The sequence below is a fragment of the Ideonella sp. FW305-24 genome (assembly GCF_058788035.1).
The window spans coordinates 443684-461440 of the sequence record NZ_JBYTAI010000005.1 but is presented as its reverse complement, the minus strand read 5'-3'; the positions used below and the strand labels follow the sequence as shown (position 1 = coordinate 461440).

Here is a 17757-nt window from a genome sequence, read left to right as displayed (position 1 = left end):
TGCAGCGAGCTTGCCAGGCCCACACTGGCGATGCAGTCCGCCAGCGCGCACATCGCCGCCGGCCTCGCGTTGCAGCGCCACGGCCTGCAGCGCCGCGGGCCTGGCCGGGGCTGTGCACCTCGACAACGAAGTTTTCACCAAGGGGCCAACCAACATGGGCCGAACTTTCGAAGTTGTGCGTGCGCGCTGCCGCGTGCGCCTTGTCGCACCACTGCTGCTGATGGCGGCCGCGTGCACCGTCGCCACCGGGGCCTTGGCGGCCGGCAGCTACCGCTTCACGGCGCTGGCGCCCATCACCGGGGCCAGCCAGAGTTTTGGCGTGGCCTTGAATGACCTGGGCGTGGCGGCCGGCACCAGCGATTCGGGCGAAGGCGGCGGTCCCAACGGTGCCACCGTCTGGCTGCGTGGTGTGCCCACTGCGCTGCCGCCGCTGGGCGGGCCGGGTGCCTACAGCAGCGCGCAGGGCATCAACAACCTGGGCCAGGTGGTGGGCGACAGCACCACGACGGAAGGCCCTGGCCATGCCACGCGCTGGACCGGCGGCACGCCGGTGGACCTGGGCACGCTGGGCGGCGGCCACTACAGCATTGCCTTGGCGATCAACCACCGGGGCCAGGCCGTCGGCTACAGCGACGTGCTGGTGGGCGGTGTGAGCACCACCCATGCGGCGCTGTGGCAGGGCACGACGGTGACCGACCTTGGCACGCTGGGTGGCAGTTACAGCTCGGCCCGCAGCATCAACCGCTGGGGCCAGGTCGTGGGCAGCAGCACCGGGCCTGGCAATGCCAGCGTGCGGGCCGTGCTATGGCAAGCCGGCAGCTTGACGGACCTGGGCAGCGGCTACGCACTCTGCATCAACGACGCCGGCCAGGTCGTGGGCACCGACGGGCAGGTGGCCACGCTGTGGAGCGATGGCGTGCAGACCAGCCTGGGCACGCTGGGCGGCTCGCTCAGCAGTGCCGCGGGCATCAACAACGCCGGCCTGATCGTCGGCAACAGCCTGCTGGCCGGTGACGTGACGGGCCATGCGGCGATGTGGCAGGGTGGCGTGGCGGTCGACCTCAACACCTTGCTGGACGATGCGACCCGCGCCGCCGGCTGGGTGCTGCTGGACGCCAACGGCGTCAACGAACGCGGCGCGATCATCGGCACCGCGTACAACAGCGTGACTGGCGAGCAGCGAGGCTATGTGCTGCGGCCGCTCGGCAACTGAGGGCACGGGGGGTTTCAGACCATCACCGGCGTCAGGTCCGGTGGCACAAACGAGGCTTCGGTCGTGTACTGCTTGAACAGCTCGGCTGCCTTGGTGTTGTCCATGCCCATGTGCACGCTCAGCGCCAGGCCTTCGAGCTTGCTGTTCAGGTCATGGGCCTTGGCCAGGTTGGCGCTCAGGTTGTGGGTCTTGTGCAGCGTGGTGGAGATCAAGGCAAGCAGCGAGCACAGCATGGCGGCCAGGCACAGCAGGCGCCAGATGGACGAATCGCTCTGCGCGCCGACCAGTTGCCGCATGAACTCGGTGAACTGCTCGCCCCCAAAGGCCGGCGCAGCGGTGAAGGCGGCGGCCACGGCGCTGAAGATGATGCCCTGGTTGGTCAGGCGCACCGAGCGCGGTTCCATCTTGCGCAAGAAGGCCGAAATGCAACGGCGCTTGCCTTCGATTTGCTGCACCAGGTATTGACGCGATTCATCATCGTGCGACATTTCGCTCCTCCGCAGGCAGGCGTGCGCCGTCACCTTTGAACAAGGCAAACAGGGCGGGACTCTTTGGCTTCGGGCTTGGCCTGTCGGGCGCCGCGGCATGGGCGGGGACCCTGGGCCGGTGCGCAGCGTACTCTCCTGCAAACCGGCGTCAAGTGGGCGGTCGAGAGGCGGCCGAGGGCTTTGGGCGTCGGTCGGAAATGGAATCGGTTCCGTTTGGCGGGCCGATGCCGGCGCGGTGGCTTCGGTGGGCGAGGCGATGGGTTTGGTCCGGCCTAAACTCCCCCGATGATCAATGCCAAACCGCGTGGCGGCGCCTCCGCCGCGCCCAAGCCCAGCCCCGGGCAGTGCGCCCACGTGACGGCCGTGGCCTGCCACCGCGTGAGCACCTTGACCATGCGCGACGACGCGGTGGTCGTCGTCAAGCAGGGCCGCAAGACGCTGCTGGCGGCTGGCGCCGAAAGCGTGGTGGCCGAGCGCGGCGACGGCATGCTGGTGGCGCGCGGCACGCATTGGGACGTGATCAACGACCCCGCGGGACATGGCCGCTACGAATCGCTGGCGCTGTTCTTCGGCGACGAGCTGGTGCGAGAGCACCAGGCCCAGGCCACGCCGGCTGGTGCTGCGGTGCCGGCCGCGCAGTTGCTGGTGGTGGACGAGGAGCTGCGGGAGGCGATGCAGCGCGCGGCCTCGTTCCTGCAGGCCAAGGCGGTGTCGGTTGCGGTGCAGCGGCACCGGCTGCTGGAGGTCCTGCTGCTGCTGGCCGAACGCGGCCACCACTTCCGCGCGGTGGACGAGCTGGGCTGGGACGAGCGGGTGCGCCGGCTGGTCGCGCAGCGCCCGCATGCCGACTGGAGCGTGGACGCTGTCGCCTCGGCCTTCCACATGAGCGCTTCGACGCTGCGCCGCCGCCTCAGCGAAGCCGAGGGCGACCCATCGCTTGCGGCGCTGGTGCGCGAGGTGCGGCTGGAAACCGCGCTGGGCCTGCTGCAAACCACCAAGCTGCCAATTGGCGAGATCGCGCAGCGCTGCGGCTGGGAGTCCCACAGCCGTTTCTCGGCGATGTTCCAGGAGCGCTGGGGCTTCGTGCCTTCGGTGCTGCGCGCCGGCATGACGCAAAGCGCGCAACGAATGGCGCAGGGCGGCTAACGCGCCAAGCTCCCGCGCGGGGACCATGCAGGCATTGCCAACGAACTGGAGCCGTGCCATGAAACACCCCCGTCCCTTGATCCTCTGCGCCACCTTGCTGGCCTTGCCGCTGCTGGCTTCGGCCGCGGGTTTCGAGCTCAGCAGCCCGGACATCGCGCCCGGCGCCAGACTGGCAGAGGCCCAGGTGTTCAAGGGCTTTGGCTGCGACGGCGGCAACCGCTCGCCCGCGTTGAGCTGGCAGGGCGCGCCAGCCGGCACGCAGAGCTATGCCGTGACTGTCTATGACCCGGACGCACCCACCGGTTCCGGCTGGTGGCACTGGGTCGTCTACAACCTGCCCGCCGCGACCACCAGCCTGCCCGCCGGCGCGGACGACACCGCCAAGCCAATGCTGCCAGCCGGCGCCACGCAAGGCCGCACCGACTTTGGCAGCACCGGCTTTGGCGGCGCCTGCCCGCCGCCCGGCGACAAGCCGCACCGCTACATCTTCACCGTGCACGCACTGGGCGTGCCGAAGCTGGCGCTGCCGGCAGACGCCACAGCGGCCATGGTCGGCTACATGATCCAGGCCAACCGGCTGGGCAGCGCGACGCTGGAGGCGACCTACGGGCGCTGAGCCGGGGCTCGCCACCCAGGCCACCGGCGCTTCTCGATCAAGCCACCTTCTTGACCGACACGCCGCTGGCAGCGAGCGCCTTGAGCGTGCGCGCAGGCGTGGCGGCCGGCACCAGCAACTGGCTGATGTCGGCCAGCGGCGCGACCAGGAACGGTGACGCGGTCATCAGCTTTTCGCTGGAAGCCAGCACCACGGTTTCGGCGGCGCGGGCATGCAACGCGCGCTTGACAGCAGCCTCTTCATCGTCACCGGTGCTCAGGCCTGTCTCGGGATGCACGCCGGTCACGCCCATGAAATAGAGGTCGGCCCGCAGCCGGGACGCGGCCTCGATCACCGTGGCGCCCACGTTCACGCCCGAGTGGCGGAACAGCCTGCCGCCCAGCATCAGGATCTCCACCAGCGGCTGCTTCGCGGCTTCCAGCGCCACGGCCGGGCTGTGCGTGACGAGGGTGGCGCGCAGCGTGGGCGGCAGGTGGCGGGCGAGCTGCAGCGCGGTGGTGCCGCCGTCGAGGATCACCAGCTGGCCGGGCTGGATCAGCGCGGCGCCGGCCTTGCCCAGCGCCACCTTGTCGTCAGGCGACAGCGCGGCGCGCGCCTGCAGGTCGCCCATGGCCGGCGAGGCCGGCAGCGCGCCGCCGTGCACGCGCTGCAGCCTGCCGGCCTGGGCCAGCTCGCGCAGGTCGCGGCGGATGGTGTCTTCCGAGGTGCCGAGTTCGGCCGCCAGGTCCTTGGCGACCAGGTGGCCATCGGCCGCGAGGCGGGCCAGCAGCAGCTGCTTGCGGTGCGTGGTGAGCATGTGGGCGGGATTCTGCAGGGGCTTGCGGGCATTCGGATATTTGCATGATACTGCACGAAATTGCATGAATTGAGAAAGGCCCGAATGAACCCGATGCTCTCCGCCACCACCCGCCCGCCCGACAGCGCGCAGGTCCGCATCGTTGAGCAGCGCGTGCTGGCCGACGACTGGTTCGTGCTGAAGAAAACCAGCTTTGAATACCGCCGGCGCGACGGCAGCACGCAGATGCTGAACCGCGAAACCTATGACCGCGGCAACGGCGCGGCGCTGCTGCTGTTCAACGCCGAGCGCGGCACCGTGGTGCTCACGCGCCAGTTCCGCTTCCCGGCCTATGTGAACGGCTGCGCCGACGGGCTGCTGGTCGAAGCCTGCGCCGGGCTGCTGGACGGCGAGGATGCGGAGGCCTGCATCCGTCGCGAGGCGCAGGAGGAAACCGGCTTTGTGGTGCGCGCGCCGCGCAAGGTCTTCGAGGCCTACATGAGCCCCGGCTCGGTGACCGAGAAGCTGCACTTCTTCGTCGCCGAATACGAGGACGCCGACCGCATCTCCAACGGCGGCGGTGAGGTGGCCGAAGGCGAGGACATCGAGGTGCAGGAATGGCCGCTGGCCGATGCGCTGCAGGCGATGGCCGACGGCCGCATCCAGGACGGCAAGACCATCATGCTGCTGCAGCACGTGGCGCTGGCCGGGCTGCTGCGATGAGCCAGGCCCGGAACGCCGCGGCGGCCGGCGGTTCGGCCACGCCATCACGCGCCACCAGCGCATAGGTGAACGGCGAGCGCAGCGTGTGCCGCGGAAACGGCGCGAGCAGCGTGCCGGCGGCCAGGTGCTGCGCCACCATGGGCTGCGCCGCCAGCGCCACGCCCACGCCGGCCAGCGCCGCTTCGATGGCCAGCGTGGAGTTCGAGTAGCGCCGGCCTGGCGCCAGCACAGGGTGCGGCACGCCGGCCGCTGCCAGCCAGTGCAGCCAGCCGCCGGCTTCGCCGCCGCGGCCGGCGCCGGCCAGGGTTTCGTCGTGGATCAGCGTGGCGCAGCACAGGTCGGCCGGCTCGGTCAGCGGCGGGGCAGCTTGCAGCCAGCCGGGTGCGCAGACCGGCAGCAGCTCGGGCACCAGCAGCGGCGCCACCCGGTGGCCGGCATAGCGGCCGCTGCCGTAGACGATGGCCAGCACGCTGCCGGCGTGGCCGCTGGCATTGGGAGGCGGATCCAGCGCGGCCAGCACGGTGGCGGCGCCGGCCTGGTCCACGGCCTCCGGGCTGCTGACCAGCCGCAGGTCCACGGCCGGGTGCAGCGCATGGAAGGCCGGCAGCCGCGGCACCAGCCACTGGCTGGCAAAGCCGGGCGGCGCCCACACGGTGAGCTGGTCCTGCGCTTGCTGCGCCGTGCCGGTCCTGGCCAGCTGCACGCCGCGCGCCAGCGCCTCGAAGGCTTCGCGCACGGGGCCGCGCAGGGCCTCGCCTTGAGGCGTGAGGCGCAGCGCGCGCGTCAGCCGCTCGAACAGCGGCTGGCCCAGCTGGTCTTCCAGCGCCTTGATCTGCTGGCTGACCGCGGCCGGCGTGACATGCAGCTCCGCCGCCGCGAGCTTGAAGCTGAGGTGGCGGGCGGCCGCTTCGAAGCTGCGGAACAGGGGCAGGGCGGGCAACCGGTCTTGCATGGTGAAGCAGAGCTAATGCATCGCATCATAAAGACTCGTTTGTCGACCGCCGGGCTGGCGGCCTAGAGTGCGCGCGCCGCCGGGCTGGTCCGGCAGGCATCCTTTTTCCGCCGCAGCCCCATGCCACACGACAGCCGAATCCTCCATCCCGCCCTGCGTGGCCGCCTGATGTGTGCCGACGATGCCGCGCGGCTGATCCTGCCGGGCGACACCGTGGGCATGAGCGGCTTCACCGGCGCGGGTTACCCCAAGGCGGTGCCGGCCGCGCTGGCGCGCCACATCTCGGCGGCGCATGCGGCCGGCCAGCCGTTCAAGGTCAGCGTGTGGACCGGCGCCTCCACCGCGCCCGAGCTGGACGGCGCGCTGGCCGCGGCGGACGGCGTGGAGCTGCGCCTGCCCTATCAGTCCGACCCGGTGTGCCGCCAGCGCATCAACGACGGGCGCATGGAATACCTGGACATGCACCTCTCGCACGTGGCGCAGTTCGCCTGGTTCGGCTTCCTGGGCAAGCTGGACGTGGCGGTGGTGGAAGTGGCGGCCATCCTGGAAGATGGGCGGCTCGTGCCCTCGACCTCGGTGGGCAACAACAAGACCTGGCTGGACCAGGCCGACAAGATCATCCTGGAAGTTAACAGCGCTGCGCCGGCCGGGCTGGACGGCATGCACGACCTCTACTACGGGACCCAGCTGCCGCCGCACCGCAAGCCCATCCCGCTGGTCCGCCCGAGCGACCGCATTGGCGAGCCCTACCTGCGCTGCAACCCGGACAAGGTGATCGCCGTGGTGCAGACCGACGCGCCCGACCGCGACACCCGCTTTGCCGCGCCAGACGAAGCCTCGCGCCGCATCGCCGGCCACATCCTCGAGTTCTTCGCCCACGAGGTGGCCAAGGGCCGGCTGCCGGCCGAGCTGCTGCCCTTGCAGTCGGGCGTGGGCAACATTGCCAATGCGGTGCTGGCCGGGCTGGGTGACGGCCCGTTCGAGAACCTGACCGCCTTCACCGAGGTGCTGCAGGACGGCATGCTGGACCTGCTGGGCAGCGGCAAGCTGGCCTTCGCCTCGGCCACCGCGCTGTCGCTCAGCAGCCAGGCCCGCGAGGCCTTCAACGCCGATCTCGCGCGCTACCGCTCGCGCATCCTGCTGCGCCCGCAGGAGATCAGCAACCACCCGGAGCTGGTGCGCCGGCTGGGCGTGATCGCGATGAATGGCATCATCGAGGCCGACCTCTATGGCAACATCAATTCCACGCATGTGATGGGCACGCAGATCATGAACGGCATTGGCGGCTCGGGCGACTTCGCGCGCAACGGCTTCCTGTCCATCTTCATGACGCCTTCCACCGCCAAGGGCGGCAGCATCTCCTGCATCGTGCCCATGACCCCACACGTGGACCACACTGAGCACGACGTGCAGGTCGTCGTCACCGAACAAGGCCTGGCCGACCTGCGCGGCCTCTCGCCCAAGCAGCGCGCCAGGCTCATCATCGAGCGCTGCGCCCACCCCGACTACCGCCCCGCGCTGCGCGACTACTGCCAGCGCGCGCTGGACGGCTCGCCAGGCAAGCACACGCCGCACCTGCTGGAGGAAGCCCTGTCCTGGCATGTGCGCTACCTGCGCAACGGCAGCATGGCGGCGCAAGCCTGAAGCGATGATCGTCCGACCCCGGCCGCACTGGCTGCGCCTGCTGTTCGTGCGGCGGGGCTCGCTGATCCGTCTCATCCTGCCCCAGCAGCTCTTCACCGTCGGCCTGGCCTGCCTGGTGGTGCTGGCGCACGGCCAGCTGTTCCACTGGAAGGTGACGCTGACCGCCAGCCCGTTTTCGCTGATGGGCGTGTCGCTGGCCATCTTCCTGGGCTTTCGCATCAACGCCAGCTACGACCGCTACTGGGAAGGCCGCAAGCTCTGGGGCGCGCTGCTGGTGGACTCGCGCAACCTGGCCCGCCAGGCCCTCACGCTGACGGCGCCCGGCACCGACGTGCGCCCCTTCGTGCTCGGCCTGGCCGCGTTCTCGGCCGCCACGCGCAACCAGCTGCGCGACCAGGCACCGGAAACCGGTCTGGCCGGGCTGCTGCCGGCGGAGGTCCTGGCGCAGGTCACGCAGCGGCGCGGCGTGCCGGTGGCCATCGCGCTGTGGCTGGGCGGGCTGATGCGCGAGTGGCGCGAGCAGGACCGCCTGGTCCCGCAGCTGGCCGAGCGCATGGAACAGTCGCTGGACCAGCTGATGGCCGCGCTCGGCGGCTGCGAGCGCATTGCCAACACGCCGCTGCCCTTCACCTATTCGGTGATCCTGCACCGCAGCGTCTACGGCTACTGCATGCTGCTGCCGTTTGGCCTGGTCGACACCATCGGCTGGATGACGCCGCTGGTGGTGGCCTTTGTCTCTTACACCTTCTTCGCGCTGGAGGCGCTGAGCGACGAGATCGAGCAGCCCTTCGGCCTGATGCCCAACGACCTGGCGCTGGACGCCCTGGCCGCCGGCATCGAAGCCAGCTTGCGGGAGATGCTGGGGGAAGTACCGCCGCCGCTGCCCGTGCCCGACGCCGACTTCCAGCTGCGCTGAAAAAGCTTCAGTGGCCCGCGGGCTGCGGGCCGGGGTGCAGGCCCTGGCGCAGCACCTCGCCCATGCCCTGGCTGGGCAGCGGGTGGCTGAACAGGAAGCCCTGGTATTCGTTGCAGGCCAGCTCGTCCAGGCTGGCCCGCTGGCCCTCGGTCTCCACGCCTTCGGCGGTGACCTGGATGTTCAGCGTGCCGGCCAGCGCGACGATGGCCGCGGCAATCGCCGCGTCCTCGCTGTTGTGCGCAATGCCGCTGACGAAGCTGCGGTCGATCTTCAGCTTGGTGGCCGGGAAACGCTTCAGGTGGCTGAGGCTGGAAAAGCCGGTGCCGAAGTCGTCGATGGCGATGCCGAAGCCCAGCGCGCGCAGCTCGCCCATCAGCGTGGCGGCGCGCTCGGGGTCGCTCATCAGCATGCTCTCGGTCAGTTCCAGCTCGATGTGGGCCGGGTTCACGCCGGCTTCGAGCGCAATGTCGCGCACCTGGGCCACGAAGTCGGCCTGGCGGAACTGGCGCGCCGAGACGTTGATGCCCATCACCCCGGGCTGCAGGCCTTCGAGGCGCCAGGCTGTGTGCTGTGCGCAGGCCGTGCGCAGCACCCAGGCGCCCAGCGGCAGGATCATGCCGGTCTCTTCGGCCACCGGAATGAAGTCGCACGGCCCCACGGCGCCCAGCTCGGGGCTGTGCCAGCGCAGCAAGGCTTCCATGCCGACCGGCTGCTTGCTCCGGGCCGAGACACGCACCTGGTAGTGCAGCGTGAACTCGTTGCGCTCGATGGCGTGCCGCAGCGCGTGTTCGATCGCCAGCTTGCTGCGCGCCGAATGGCCCATGCGCTCGGAGTGGAACTGGAAGCCGTTGCGGCCCTCGGCCTTGGCGTGGTACATCGCGAAATCGGCCTGCCGCATCAGCTCGCCAATGTCGGCGCTGTCGCGCGGCGCAATGGCAATGCCCAGGCTCAGCGTGCAGTGCAGCTCGGCCGTGCCCACCTGCAGCGGCAGCCGGAATCCTTCGACCAGTTTGGCGGCGATGGTGGCCACGTCTTGGACCTGCTCGATGTCTTCGAGGATCACGGTGAACTCGTCGCCCCCGATGCGCGAGACCACGTCGGTCTGGCGCAGCAGCCCGGTCATGCGTTGCGCCACCTCCTGCAGCACCCGGTCGCCCACTTCATGCCCCAGCGAATCGTTGATGGACTTGAAGCGGTCCAGGTCGACAAAGATCAGCGCCACCAGCTTGCCGGTGCGGGTGCCGCGCTGCATCGCATGCGCCAGCCGGTTCAGGAACAGGCTGCGGTTGGGCAGGCCGGTCAGCGGGTCGAAGCGCGCCATCTGTTCGAGCTGGCGTGCCATGCGCAGCCGTTCGGCCAGCTCGCCATCCAGCCGCTGGTTGGCTTCCTGCAGCAGCGCGGTGCGCTCCTGCACGCGCTGCTCCAGCCCGTCGTGCGCCGCCTGCAGTTGCTGCTGCGCAAGCTGGCGCTCGGTCATTTCCTGCTGCACCGCAGCTTGCGAGCGGGCCAGGTGGTCCACCATGCGGTCGAACGAACGCGCCAGGTCGCCGACCTCGTCCTGCGTGTACTCGCCAATCTTCGCGCTGTGCTGGCCGCTGGCCAATGCCGCGGTGGCGGCTTGCAGCCGGGCAATGGGCCGCAGGATGCGGCGCGCTCCCCAGGCCGAGGCCCACAGCAGCAGCAGGCCGACGGGCAGGGCGAGCAGCAGCAGCGTGTGCGCCGCGCCGTCGGCGACACCCGCCATCTCGTCCAGCAGCGAGGTGTATTCGAGCACCAGCGCGCCTACGCTGGCACCGTTCGCGGACTTCAGCGCGACGACGGTCTGGTGGCGGCCCGGTTCACCGGCCTTGCCGGGTTCGACGAAGTAGCGCGGCTGGCCGTCATGCAAGGTGGCGGCCACCGCGGCGCCCATGTCGCCTGCCAGCGTGTGGCCGATGTCCTTGTGGTCCGCGTCGGCCACGATGCGCAGGTTCGCGTCCACCAGTTCGAGGTCACGCCGCCCCTCGCTGTGGATGAAGTCGACCAGCTGCTGGGCGGCAAGTACGGACAGCGGCGTGTCGCCTGGCAGCTGGGCATGGCTGGCCTGCTGGATCTGCAGCGCCAGCGAGGACGCCACGTGCGCGGCCAGCAGCCGGGCCGCGTCGGCCGAGGCGCCATGCAGCCGCACGATGCTGAGCACCATGATGCAGACCGCGGCCACGAAGCCAGCCAGCGCCAGCCCGGTGAGCTGCAGGCGCAGCGAGGGCCTGGCCCAAAGCCGAAGCTGGGCCGCGGCAGACAGCGGCGGGCGGGGCGGGTTCATGCAGGCTTCCGTGCGGCACCGGGCGGGGCGCGGCCACGAAGCGAGGACGCGAGCAGCGCGATCCGGCGCCTTGCTGTGTTATCGGCCAGCCCCGGCGCAACCTGATGGCGGGTGAGCTCAGGGTTTGCCGGGCAACACCAGCACGGCAGGCAACGGCGTCAGCGGGCCCTGGGTGGCCCAGCCGGCGGCCAGTGAACCGGTTTGCACCGCCTGCACCCGGGCCTCGGTCAACGGATGGCTGCGCAGCAGGGCAAATGGCACCGCGTTGGCTTCGGCGCTGTCGCGCAGCCGGTCGAACAAGGCCTTCACGCCGGCGGTGTGGCCATAGAGTCCGGCCACGGCCTTCAGCGCGTCGGCATCGGCCTGCGACTCCTGCTCGCGGTTGTAGCCCAGCATCACCACGCCGGCCGTCTGGCCCAGCATGGCCTGCACGGCGCGGGCGCCCGCGTCGGACGACAGCAGGCTCAGCAGCAAGGCCATCGACAGGCCCTGGCCCAGGTTGGCCGCCACGTGGCGGTGCTGCACGTGGGCGATCTCGTGGGCCAGCAGCGCGGCCAGCTCGTCTTCGCTGCGCAGCCGCCGCAGCAGCCCCTCGTGCACGCGGATCCGGCCGCCCAGCGTGGCATAGGCGTTGACCAGCTCGCTGGCGTCGCTGCGCACCTGCAGCGGCATGTCGGCCGGCAGGCCCATCTGCCGCGCCACCCGGTCGGCCAGGGCTTGCAGCGCGGCGGAGCGTGCGGCCCGGCCCGTGTCTTTTTCGGGTGGCTCTGGCAAGCGGTCTGCCAAGGCCAGCTCGGCCGAAAACGGCACATGCGGCGCCAGCCAGCGCGAGGCCCAGCCCAGCAGCAGCGCCACCAGCACCAGCGCAGCCACGCTGGCGCCGACCACCCAGGCGAACTCGCGCAGCGGGTGCTCGGTGCTGCTGTTGATGCCTTCGGCGGGCAGCCGGTTCTCCAGCGTCGGGCCGGCAGGGCGCGGTGGTTCCGAAGACTCGGTCATCGGCAGCTCAGTCGGCGCGCGTGTCCAGCGCGGTGCCGTAGGCCATCACTTCCATTGCCGGGGTCTGCCTGCCGGCCACGCGCGTGGTGTGGAAGCGCACGCCAATGACCAGCGTGCAACCGGCGTCACGGGCTTGCTGCTTCATGCGCAGCAAGGCTTCGCGCCGCCCACGTTCCAGCAGCGACTCATAGCCCCGCATGCGCCCGCCCACCAGGTTGCGAAAGCCGGCCACGAAGGTCTTGAAATGGTCGGACGAAACGACCACGCCACCGCTCACAAGCTGCGAGCCATGGGCCTTGACGCCTACCGGCACGAAGCGCGTGTTCAGCGCGATGACACCTTGCAGCGCGCGCTCGCGTTCACGGATCGACGCATAGTGGCGTTGCTCCAGCGCCCGGCCAACGACGTAGCCGATCACGATCAGCAAGATCGGCAGCCCCAGGTTGAGGATGAGGTCCAGCGGCATGGGCTCAGATCCGCTCTATCGTCACCGCCGAGCCGTAGGCCAGGATCTCGGCCGCGCCGGTGGTGATGGCCGTGGTGACGAAGCGCACGTTCAGCACCGCGTTGGCGCCCATGCTACGGGCTTCGTCGGTCATGCGCTTGATGGCCTCTTCCCGCGCTTCCTGCATCAGCTCGGTGTAGCCCTTCAGCTCACCACCCACGATGTTCTTCAGGCCAGCCATCAGGTCCCGTCCGGCGTGCTTGGCCCGCACCGTGCTGCCCTGCGCCAATCCCAGGTGAGCGACCACTCGGTGCCCCGGCGCCATTTCCAGATTGCTGACCAACATCCGATTTCTCCCTCTGTGTTGCGATATTTGTGGATTGGAATCGGCGCCATCATTTCACATCCCGGATGACACCCGACCGCGGCGCCAGGCACCGTTGGGTTTGCGGTGCCGCACCGCCTGTCGGCTCCAGCTCAGTGCCCCGGGATGCGCTGCATAACATCGCGCCTGCACGTTGGGAATGAACAAGAGATGAGCCTGGAAGTACCTGAAGACCAGCGCCGCCGGCGGCTGCTGGGGTTTGCATTTGCCACCGCGGCCGTGATGGCCGGCTGTGGTGGTGGCGGCGGCGGGGGTGACACCAGCCCCGCGCCACCTACAAGCCCTGGCTCACCGCCGCCGGCATCCCCACCTCCTCCGCCACCCCCACCACCCGCGCCGGCCACCAAGAGCGCCAAGCGCGGCCTGGCCTATGACCTCGTGTCGGACGCGGACCTCGCTGCGCTCGCCCCCGGCGTGAGCTGGTGGTACGACTGGAGCCTGAACCCTTCCGCCTCGCTGCCGGCTGACGCGCAGACCACGCACGCGATGGACTTCCTGCCCATGCTGTGGAACGGCAACTTCGACGACGCGCAGGTCACCGCCAAGCTGCTGGCCGACACGTCCATCAAGTACCTGCTGCTGATGAACGAGCCCAACCTGACCGACCAGGCCAACCTCACGCCGCAGCAGGCCGCGGACCTCTGGCCACGCTACGAGGCCATTGCCACGGCCACCGGCGTCAAGCTCGTCGGCCCGCAGATCACCTGGGGCACGATGAGCGGCTACGCCGACCCCGTCGCGTGGCTGGACGCCTTCTACGCCGCCTACCAGGCCGCCCACGCCGGCCGCTCACCACAGATCGACTACCTCGGCTTCCACTGGTACGACTACGGCCTGGCCGACCAACTCGACCGCCTCGCCAAATACGCCAAGCCCTTCTGGGTCACCGAAATGGCCAACTGGCACAGCCAGACTGACGGCGCCCAGATCGACACCCTGGCCAAGCAGCAAGCCCAGATGACCGAGATGGTCGCCACCTGCGAAACCCGCAGTGACGTCTTCCGCTACGCCTGGTTCACCGGCCGCCTGAACACCGACCCGCACTACAGCAGTCTGCTGGCGGGTGATGGGGTGTTGAGTGGGTTGGGGCAGACCTACATCGCGTTGCCTTACTGACCTTCTGGTTCTTCGGCCTTTGTCAGCCCGAGGAAGTGATCCAGCATGTGGAAGTGGTCGTCGTGGAACTGGTCTTCCATTGAGGTGAGGTCGGCGATGGGGACCCAGGCGACGGATTGGGCGTCGTCGTCGGCGCAGACTTCGGGGAGTTCGCGGTCGCCGAGGTCGAAGTGGTGGGCGTGGGTGATCGTTCGGCCGCGCTGGCTGCGGTCGGGGTGGTCGAAGACGGCGCTGGCTTTGAGGGCCTGCTGCATCGTGGTGTCCAGCAGGTGCAGGTGGGTCTCTTCGGCGAGTTCGCGCAGCGTGGACTGGTAAGCCGTTTCGCGTTGTTCGATGAAGCCGCCGGGCACGGCCCACAGGCCGACGCCGGGTGGGTGGGCGCGGCGGATCAGCAGCACGTGCTCTGCGCACTGAACCACGGCGTCCACCGTGACGAACACCGGTGCATACGGTGCCTGGGACCAGGCTTCGTGGTAGCGCTTGAGCGCAGCCCATTCGGCGGCCAAGGCGTTGAAGAAGGGCAGCGAGATCCAGCTGCGCAGGAAGGCCAGGGTGCTGTGCGGCAGCACGGCGGTCAGTGCACCGAGTGCAGCGCGGCGGTCGTCTGCGCTGGCCAGTTCGGCGCTGGCGAACAGTGCGTCGCGCACCTGCTGCGCGTCCGGCGTGCCGGGTGCGCGTTCGGCGGCGATCAGCTGCCAGGGCTCGAAGCGGCGCAGGTAGCTGCTGGTGGCGTCCTTGAAGTGGCCGATCAGTGCGACGGACGGGGCCTTGCGGTCTTCTGCGGTTGCCAGCAGCCTGGCCACGCCGGCCTTGACTGCGGCGACCCAGCGCGTCTCGTCATAGAAATCGCGCAGCGGCAGGAACTGGATGCGCGCGGCATCCGCCTCGCCTACCGCCAGGCGGATCAGCTCGGCGCGTTCTTCCCAGGTGAACGGGTTCTTCGGCGTGCGCGCCTGGAAGCTGGAGCCGAGCACGACGATGACCCGCGGCGCGGTGGCCAGCGCCTGGCGCAGCAGCACGAGGTGGCCGTTGTGCAGTGGCTGGAAGCGGCCGATGAACAGCGCGGCTTCGTGTGTGGTGGCAGGGATTTCGGGCAGGGTTCGCATGAGGTGCTGGGTGGGGTTCAGTCGGGATGCACGGCGGCGATGGGCATGCGGCGGCCGCTGCCAAAAGCCTGGGCGCGCAGGCGGATGATGGGCGGCGCCTGGCGGCGTTTGTACTCGTTGCGCCAGACCATGCGGCGGATGCGGGCGATCAGCGCCGCGCCCTCGGGCTGCAGCTGCAGCGCAGCGACCATCGCGCTGGCCTGCGCCTGTTCTTCGGGCGAGAGGCGTTCACCCTCGATCATCAGCTTCAGCACCTCGTCCAGCACGGGGTAGGGCGGCAGGCTGTCGCTGTCCTGCTGGCCGGGCGCGAGTTCGGCAGAGGGCGGTTTGTCGATGATGGCCCGCGGGATCAGCTCACGGCCGGCGGCTTCGTTCAGGTGCCGCGCCAGCGCAAAGACTTCCGTCTTGTACAGGTCGCCGATCAGGCCCAGGCCGCCATTGGTGTCGCCATACAGCGTGCAGTAGCCCACGGCGATCTCGGACTTGTTGCCGGTGGTCAACAGCAGCTGGCCGAACTGGTTCGAGTGCGCCATCAGCACGGTGCCGCGGATGCGGGCCTGCAGGTTTTCCAGCGCCAGGCCTTGCAGCGGCGCGCCGGTGCTGGCTTCGAACTGCGCCGCGTGCTGGTCCACTGTGGCCTGGATGGGATACGTCAACAGCTTCACGCCGAGGTTCGCACACAGCGTGGCCGAGTCGTCCACCGAGCCTGTGGACGAGTGCCGCGATGGCATCGTGATGGCGAGCACGTTCTCCAGCCCCAGCGCCTCGGCGGCAAGGGCGAGCGTGACGGCGCTGTCGATGCCACCGGACGCGCCGACGACAGCCTGGCGGAAGCCGCAGCGGCGCGCATAGTCCTGAAGGCCGAGCACGATCTGCGCGCGATGGAAGGCGGGCGCGGTCATGGCTTGTGCGACCGGCGGCAAGGCGCCGCCATCGGCCGCGCAGAAGCGGCCCTGGTCGAAGCCCAGCGTGCAAAGGTCCTCGGCGAAACGGCGGGCCTCGAAGCACACGCCGCGTTGCGGCTCGGCGCAGAAGGAGGCACCGTCGTAGACCAGCTCGTCATGCCCGCCGACCTGGTTCACATAGACCAGCGGCAGGCCATGGCGCTGGGCCGCGGCGGCCACCACCGCATGGCGGCGCTGGCGCTGGCCCAGGTCCGAAGGGCTGGCGTTGATGGACACCACCAGGTCCGGCGCGGCTTCGCGCATGCGGGCAAACGGGTTGACCGCATAGGCTTGGCCGTCGTCGTTCCAGCCGTCCTCGCAGATCAGGAAGCCGACGCGTGCATCGCCCACGCGCAGCACCGGCGCGGCGTCCGGGCCGGGCTCGAAATGGCGCTTGTCGTCGAAGATGCCGTAGGTGGGCAGCAGCTGCTTGGCGTAGCGCAGCAGCACTTCGCCGTTGCGCAGCACCAGCAGCTGGTTGTGCAGCGGCTTGCCAGTGCCGGACCGTCGAACAGGTGCCCCAATGACCCAGGCCAGCTGCGGCAGTTCGCGCGAGGCTTGAAGCAATGCTTCGATGCCCGCTGCCACCTGTTGCAGGAAGGCCGGCTCGGCCAGCAGGTCGCCGGGGAAATAGCCGGTGAGCGACAGCTCGGGGAAGACGACCAGCTGCGCGCCTGCGTTGCGGGCCTGGCGGGCCGCGCGCCGCATCGCGGCGACATTGCCTTCGATGTCGCCCAGCGTCGGGTTCAGCTGGGCAAGGGTCAGGGTCAACATCATTGCTGCACCTCTGGCGGCTGGATGTGGAAGACCTGGCGCAGGTAGGCGAGGAAGGTCTCGTCGTCGCACAGTGTCTTGCCAGGTGAGTCGGACAGCTTGGCCACCGGCTGGCCGTTGGCGGCGGTGAGCTTCATCACGATGTTGATCGGCGTGAGGCCCACGTCGTTGGTCAGGTGCGTGCCGATGCCAAAGCCCAGCTGCGTGCGGTCGGCGAAATGGCGGTAGAGCGCAAATGCGGTCGGCATGTCCAGGCCGTCGGAGAAGACCAGGCGCTTGGTGTGCGCATCGATGCGCAGCCTGGCGTAATGGGCCAGCGCTTTTTCGCCCCAGGTGATGGGGTCGCCGGAGTCGTGGCGCAGGCCGTCGAAGAGCTTGGCGAAGTAGAGGTCGAAGTCGGCCAGGAAGGCGTCCATGCCGACCACGTCGGTCAGCGCAATGCCCAGGTCGCCGCGGTATTCCTGCACCCAGTCTTCGAGCGCCGCCTGCTGGAAGTGCTTGAGCCGCACCTCGTGGGCCTGGAAGGTCTGCAGGTACTCATGCGCCATGGTGCCGATGGGCACCAGGTTCAGCGCCTTGGCCAGCATCACGTTGGAGGTGCCCTTGAACCATTGCGAAAGCTCGCGCTGGAACGCGCTGACGACCTCGCGCTGCCAGGCGCCGGAGAAGCGGCGTCGCACGCCGAAGTCGAAAAACTCGAAGGGATGGGTGCGGGCCGGCTCGGTGCCGAACGCTTTCACGGCCTCGATCTTGGCCTGCAGCCGGCGGCGGCCTTCGGCCAGCGCCGGTTCGGCGTCGAAGCGGCGGAAGTACAGCTCGTTGACGATGGCCAGCACGAAGATCTCGAAGCCCGTCACATGCACCTGCGGGCCGTGGGCGACGATCTGCAGCGTGTCGCCCGCTGTGCTGACCTCGATGAAGGCGCGCTGGAACTGGAAGATGCGCAGGAAGTCGATGAAGTCCGACTTCATGAAGCGCAGGCCCTGCAGGTAGCTCAGTTCTTCGGAGGCAAAGCGCAGCTGGCAAAGCGCGTCCAGCTGCTGGCCCACTTCGCCGGCCAGCTCGGCCAGTGGATAGGCCGGTGTGTTGCGGCAGACGAAGCGGTATTCGGCCTGGGTGGACGGGTGCCGGTGCAGCATGGCCTGCCACATCGTGAACTTGTAGAGGTCGGTGTCCAGCAGGCTGGTGATCACGGGGGTCATGGTGGGTTCGA

Annotated in this window: 17 protein-coding genes; 7 read left to right on the top strand and 10 right to left on the bottom strand. The window is 69.5% G+C overall.

Going from position 1 to position 17757, the window contains the following annotated elements:
* The first annotated feature begins 154 nt into the window (after positions 1 to 154).
* Positions 155 to 1213 carry a hypothetical protein gene (locus tag AC3WR5_RS16680; protein ID WP_492485807.1) on the top strand — a complete coding sequence of 353 codons (1059 nt, stop codon included), beginning with the start codon at positions 155 to 157 and terminating at the stop codon, positions 1211 to 1213.
* A gap of 14 nt (positions 1214 to 1227) precedes the next feature.
* Here AC3WR5_RS16680 and AC3WR5_RS16675 read toward each other — a convergent pair whose 3' ends face one another.
* On the bottom strand, positions 1228 to 1701 hold the full coding sequence (locus AC3WR5_RS16675; RefSeq protein WP_492485806.1) for a hypothetical protein: 474 nt from the start codon (positions 1699 to 1701) through the stop codon (positions 1228 to 1230).
* A 285-nt stretch (positions 1702 to 1986) separates the two neighbouring features.
* Between AC3WR5_RS16675 and AC3WR5_RS16670 the strand changes: the two genes are divergently transcribed.
* Positions 1987 to 2847, top strand: coding sequence for a helix-turn-helix transcriptional regulator (locus AC3WR5_RS16670; protein WP_492485805.1), 861 nt, complete (start codon positions 1987 to 1989; stop codon positions 2845 to 2847).
* Between the two features lie 58 nt (positions 2848 to 2905).
* Positions 2906 to 3463 (top strand): YbhB/YbcL family Raf kinase inhibitor-like protein, encoded by a 558-nt coding sequence (locus AC3WR5_RS16665; RefSeq protein ID WP_492485804.1) that lies wholly within the window; start codon positions 2906 to 2908, stop codon positions 3461 to 3463.
* 37 nt (positions 3464 to 3500) lie between these two features.
* Here the strand turns inward: AC3WR5_RS16665 and AC3WR5_RS16660 are convergent, their stop codons facing one another.
* Positions 3501 to 4259 (bottom strand): DeoR/GlpR family DNA-binding transcription regulator, encoded by a 759-nt coding sequence (locus tag AC3WR5_RS16660; protein WP_492485803.1) that lies wholly within the window; start codon positions 4257 to 4259, stop codon positions 3501 to 3503.
* 93 nt (positions 4260 to 4352) lie between these two features.
* Between AC3WR5_RS16660 and AC3WR5_RS16655 the strand changes: the two genes are divergently transcribed.
* Positions 4353 to 4961: an NUDIX domain-containing protein gene (locus AC3WR5_RS16655; protein WP_492485904.1), complete on the top strand. Its 609-nt coding sequence runs from the start codon at positions 4353 to 4355 to the stop codon at positions 4959 to 4961.
* Here AC3WR5_RS16655 and AC3WR5_RS16650 read toward each other — a convergent pair.
* Positions 4918 to 5901: a LysR substrate-binding domain-containing protein gene (locus tag AC3WR5_RS16650; protein WP_492485802.1), complete on the bottom strand. Its 984-nt coding sequence runs from the start codon at positions 5899 to 5901 to the stop codon at positions 4918 to 4920. The genes AC3WR5_RS16655 and AC3WR5_RS16650 overlap by 44 nt on opposite strands.
* Before the next feature lie 132 nt (positions 5902 to 6033).
* Between AC3WR5_RS16650 and scpC the strand changes: the two genes are divergently transcribed.
* Both scpC and AC3WR5_RS16640 read left to right on the top strand, forming a co-directional pair.
* Positions 6034 to 7557, top strand: coding sequence for a succinyl-CoA:acetate CoA-transferase ScpC (gene scpC / locus AC3WR5_RS16645; RefSeq protein WP_492485801.1), 1524 nt, complete (start codon positions 6034 to 6036; stop codon positions 7555 to 7557).
* A gap of 4 nt (positions 7558 to 7561) precedes the next feature.
* The gene (locus AC3WR5_RS16640) at positions 7562 to 8473 is read left to right on the top strand and encodes a bestrophin family protein (RefSeq protein ID WP_492485800.1); all 912 of its coding nucleotides are present in this window, start codon (positions 7562 to 7564) and stop codon (positions 8471 to 8473) included.
* 7 nt (positions 8474 to 8480) lie between these two features.
* On the opposite strand, the gene AC3WR5_RS16635 is transcribed toward AC3WR5_RS16640, so the two are convergent.
* The 4 genes from AC3WR5_RS16635 to AC3WR5_RS16620 form a co-directional block, all read right to left on the bottom strand.
* The gene (locus AC3WR5_RS16635; protein WP_492485799.1) at positions 8481 to 10775 is read right to left on the bottom strand and encodes a putative bifunctional diguanylate cyclase/phosphodiesterase; all 2295 of its coding nucleotides are present in this window, start codon (positions 10773 to 10775) and stop codon (positions 8481 to 8483) included.
* A gap of 117 nt (positions 10776 to 10892) precedes the next feature.
* A complete protein-coding gene (locus tag AC3WR5_RS16630) occupies positions 10893 to 11774 on the bottom strand; it encodes a M48 family metallopeptidase (RefSeq protein WP_492485798.1) in 882 nt (293 codons plus the stop codon).
* A gap of 7 nt (positions 11775 to 11781) precedes the next feature.
* Entirely contained in the window at positions 11782 to 12240 is a 459-nt protein-coding gene (locus AC3WR5_RS16625; RefSeq protein WP_492485797.1) for a YbjQ family protein, read from the bottom strand.
* A 4-nt stretch (positions 12241 to 12244) separates the two neighbouring features.
* Entirely contained in the window at positions 12245 to 12565 is a 321-nt protein-coding gene (locus tag AC3WR5_RS16620; protein WP_141288265.1) for a YbjQ family protein, read from the bottom strand.
* 189 nt (positions 12566 to 12754) lie between these two features.
* On the opposite strand from AC3WR5_RS16620, the gene AC3WR5_RS16615 reads away from it, so the two are divergent.
* Complete coding sequence (locus AC3WR5_RS16615; protein WP_492485796.1) at positions 12755 to 13720, top strand: glycosyl hydrolase; 966 nt, start codon at positions 12755 to 12757, stop codon at positions 13718 to 13720.
* Here the strand turns inward: AC3WR5_RS16615 and AC3WR5_RS16610 are convergent.
* From AC3WR5_RS16610 to pncB, 3 genes are read right to left on the bottom strand one after another with little or no spacing between them, the layout of a single operon-like run.
* Positions 13714 to 14826, bottom strand: a complete 1113-nt coding sequence (locus tag AC3WR5_RS16610; protein WP_492485795.1) for a bifunctional nicotinamide-nucleotide adenylyltransferase/Nudix hydroxylase — start codon at positions 14824 to 14826, stop codon at positions 13714 to 13716. The two genes, AC3WR5_RS16615 and AC3WR5_RS16610, sit on opposite strands and share 7 nt — an antisense overlap.
* Before the next feature lie 17 nt (positions 14827 to 14843).
* Positions 14844 to 16544 carry an NAD+ synthase gene (locus AC3WR5_RS16605; protein WP_492485903.1) on the bottom strand — a complete coding sequence of 567 codons (1701 nt, stop codon included), beginning with the start codon at positions 16542 to 16544 and terminating at the stop codon, positions 14844 to 14846.
* Complete coding sequence (pncB, locus tag AC3WR5_RS16600; protein WP_492485794.1) at positions 16544 to 17746, bottom strand: nicotinate phosphoribosyltransferase; 1203 nt, start codon at positions 17744 to 17746, stop codon at positions 16544 to 16546. Before pncB ends, AC3WR5_RS16605 begins: the two co-directional genes overlap by 1 nt.
* Positions 17747 to 17757 lie beyond the last annotated feature (11 nt).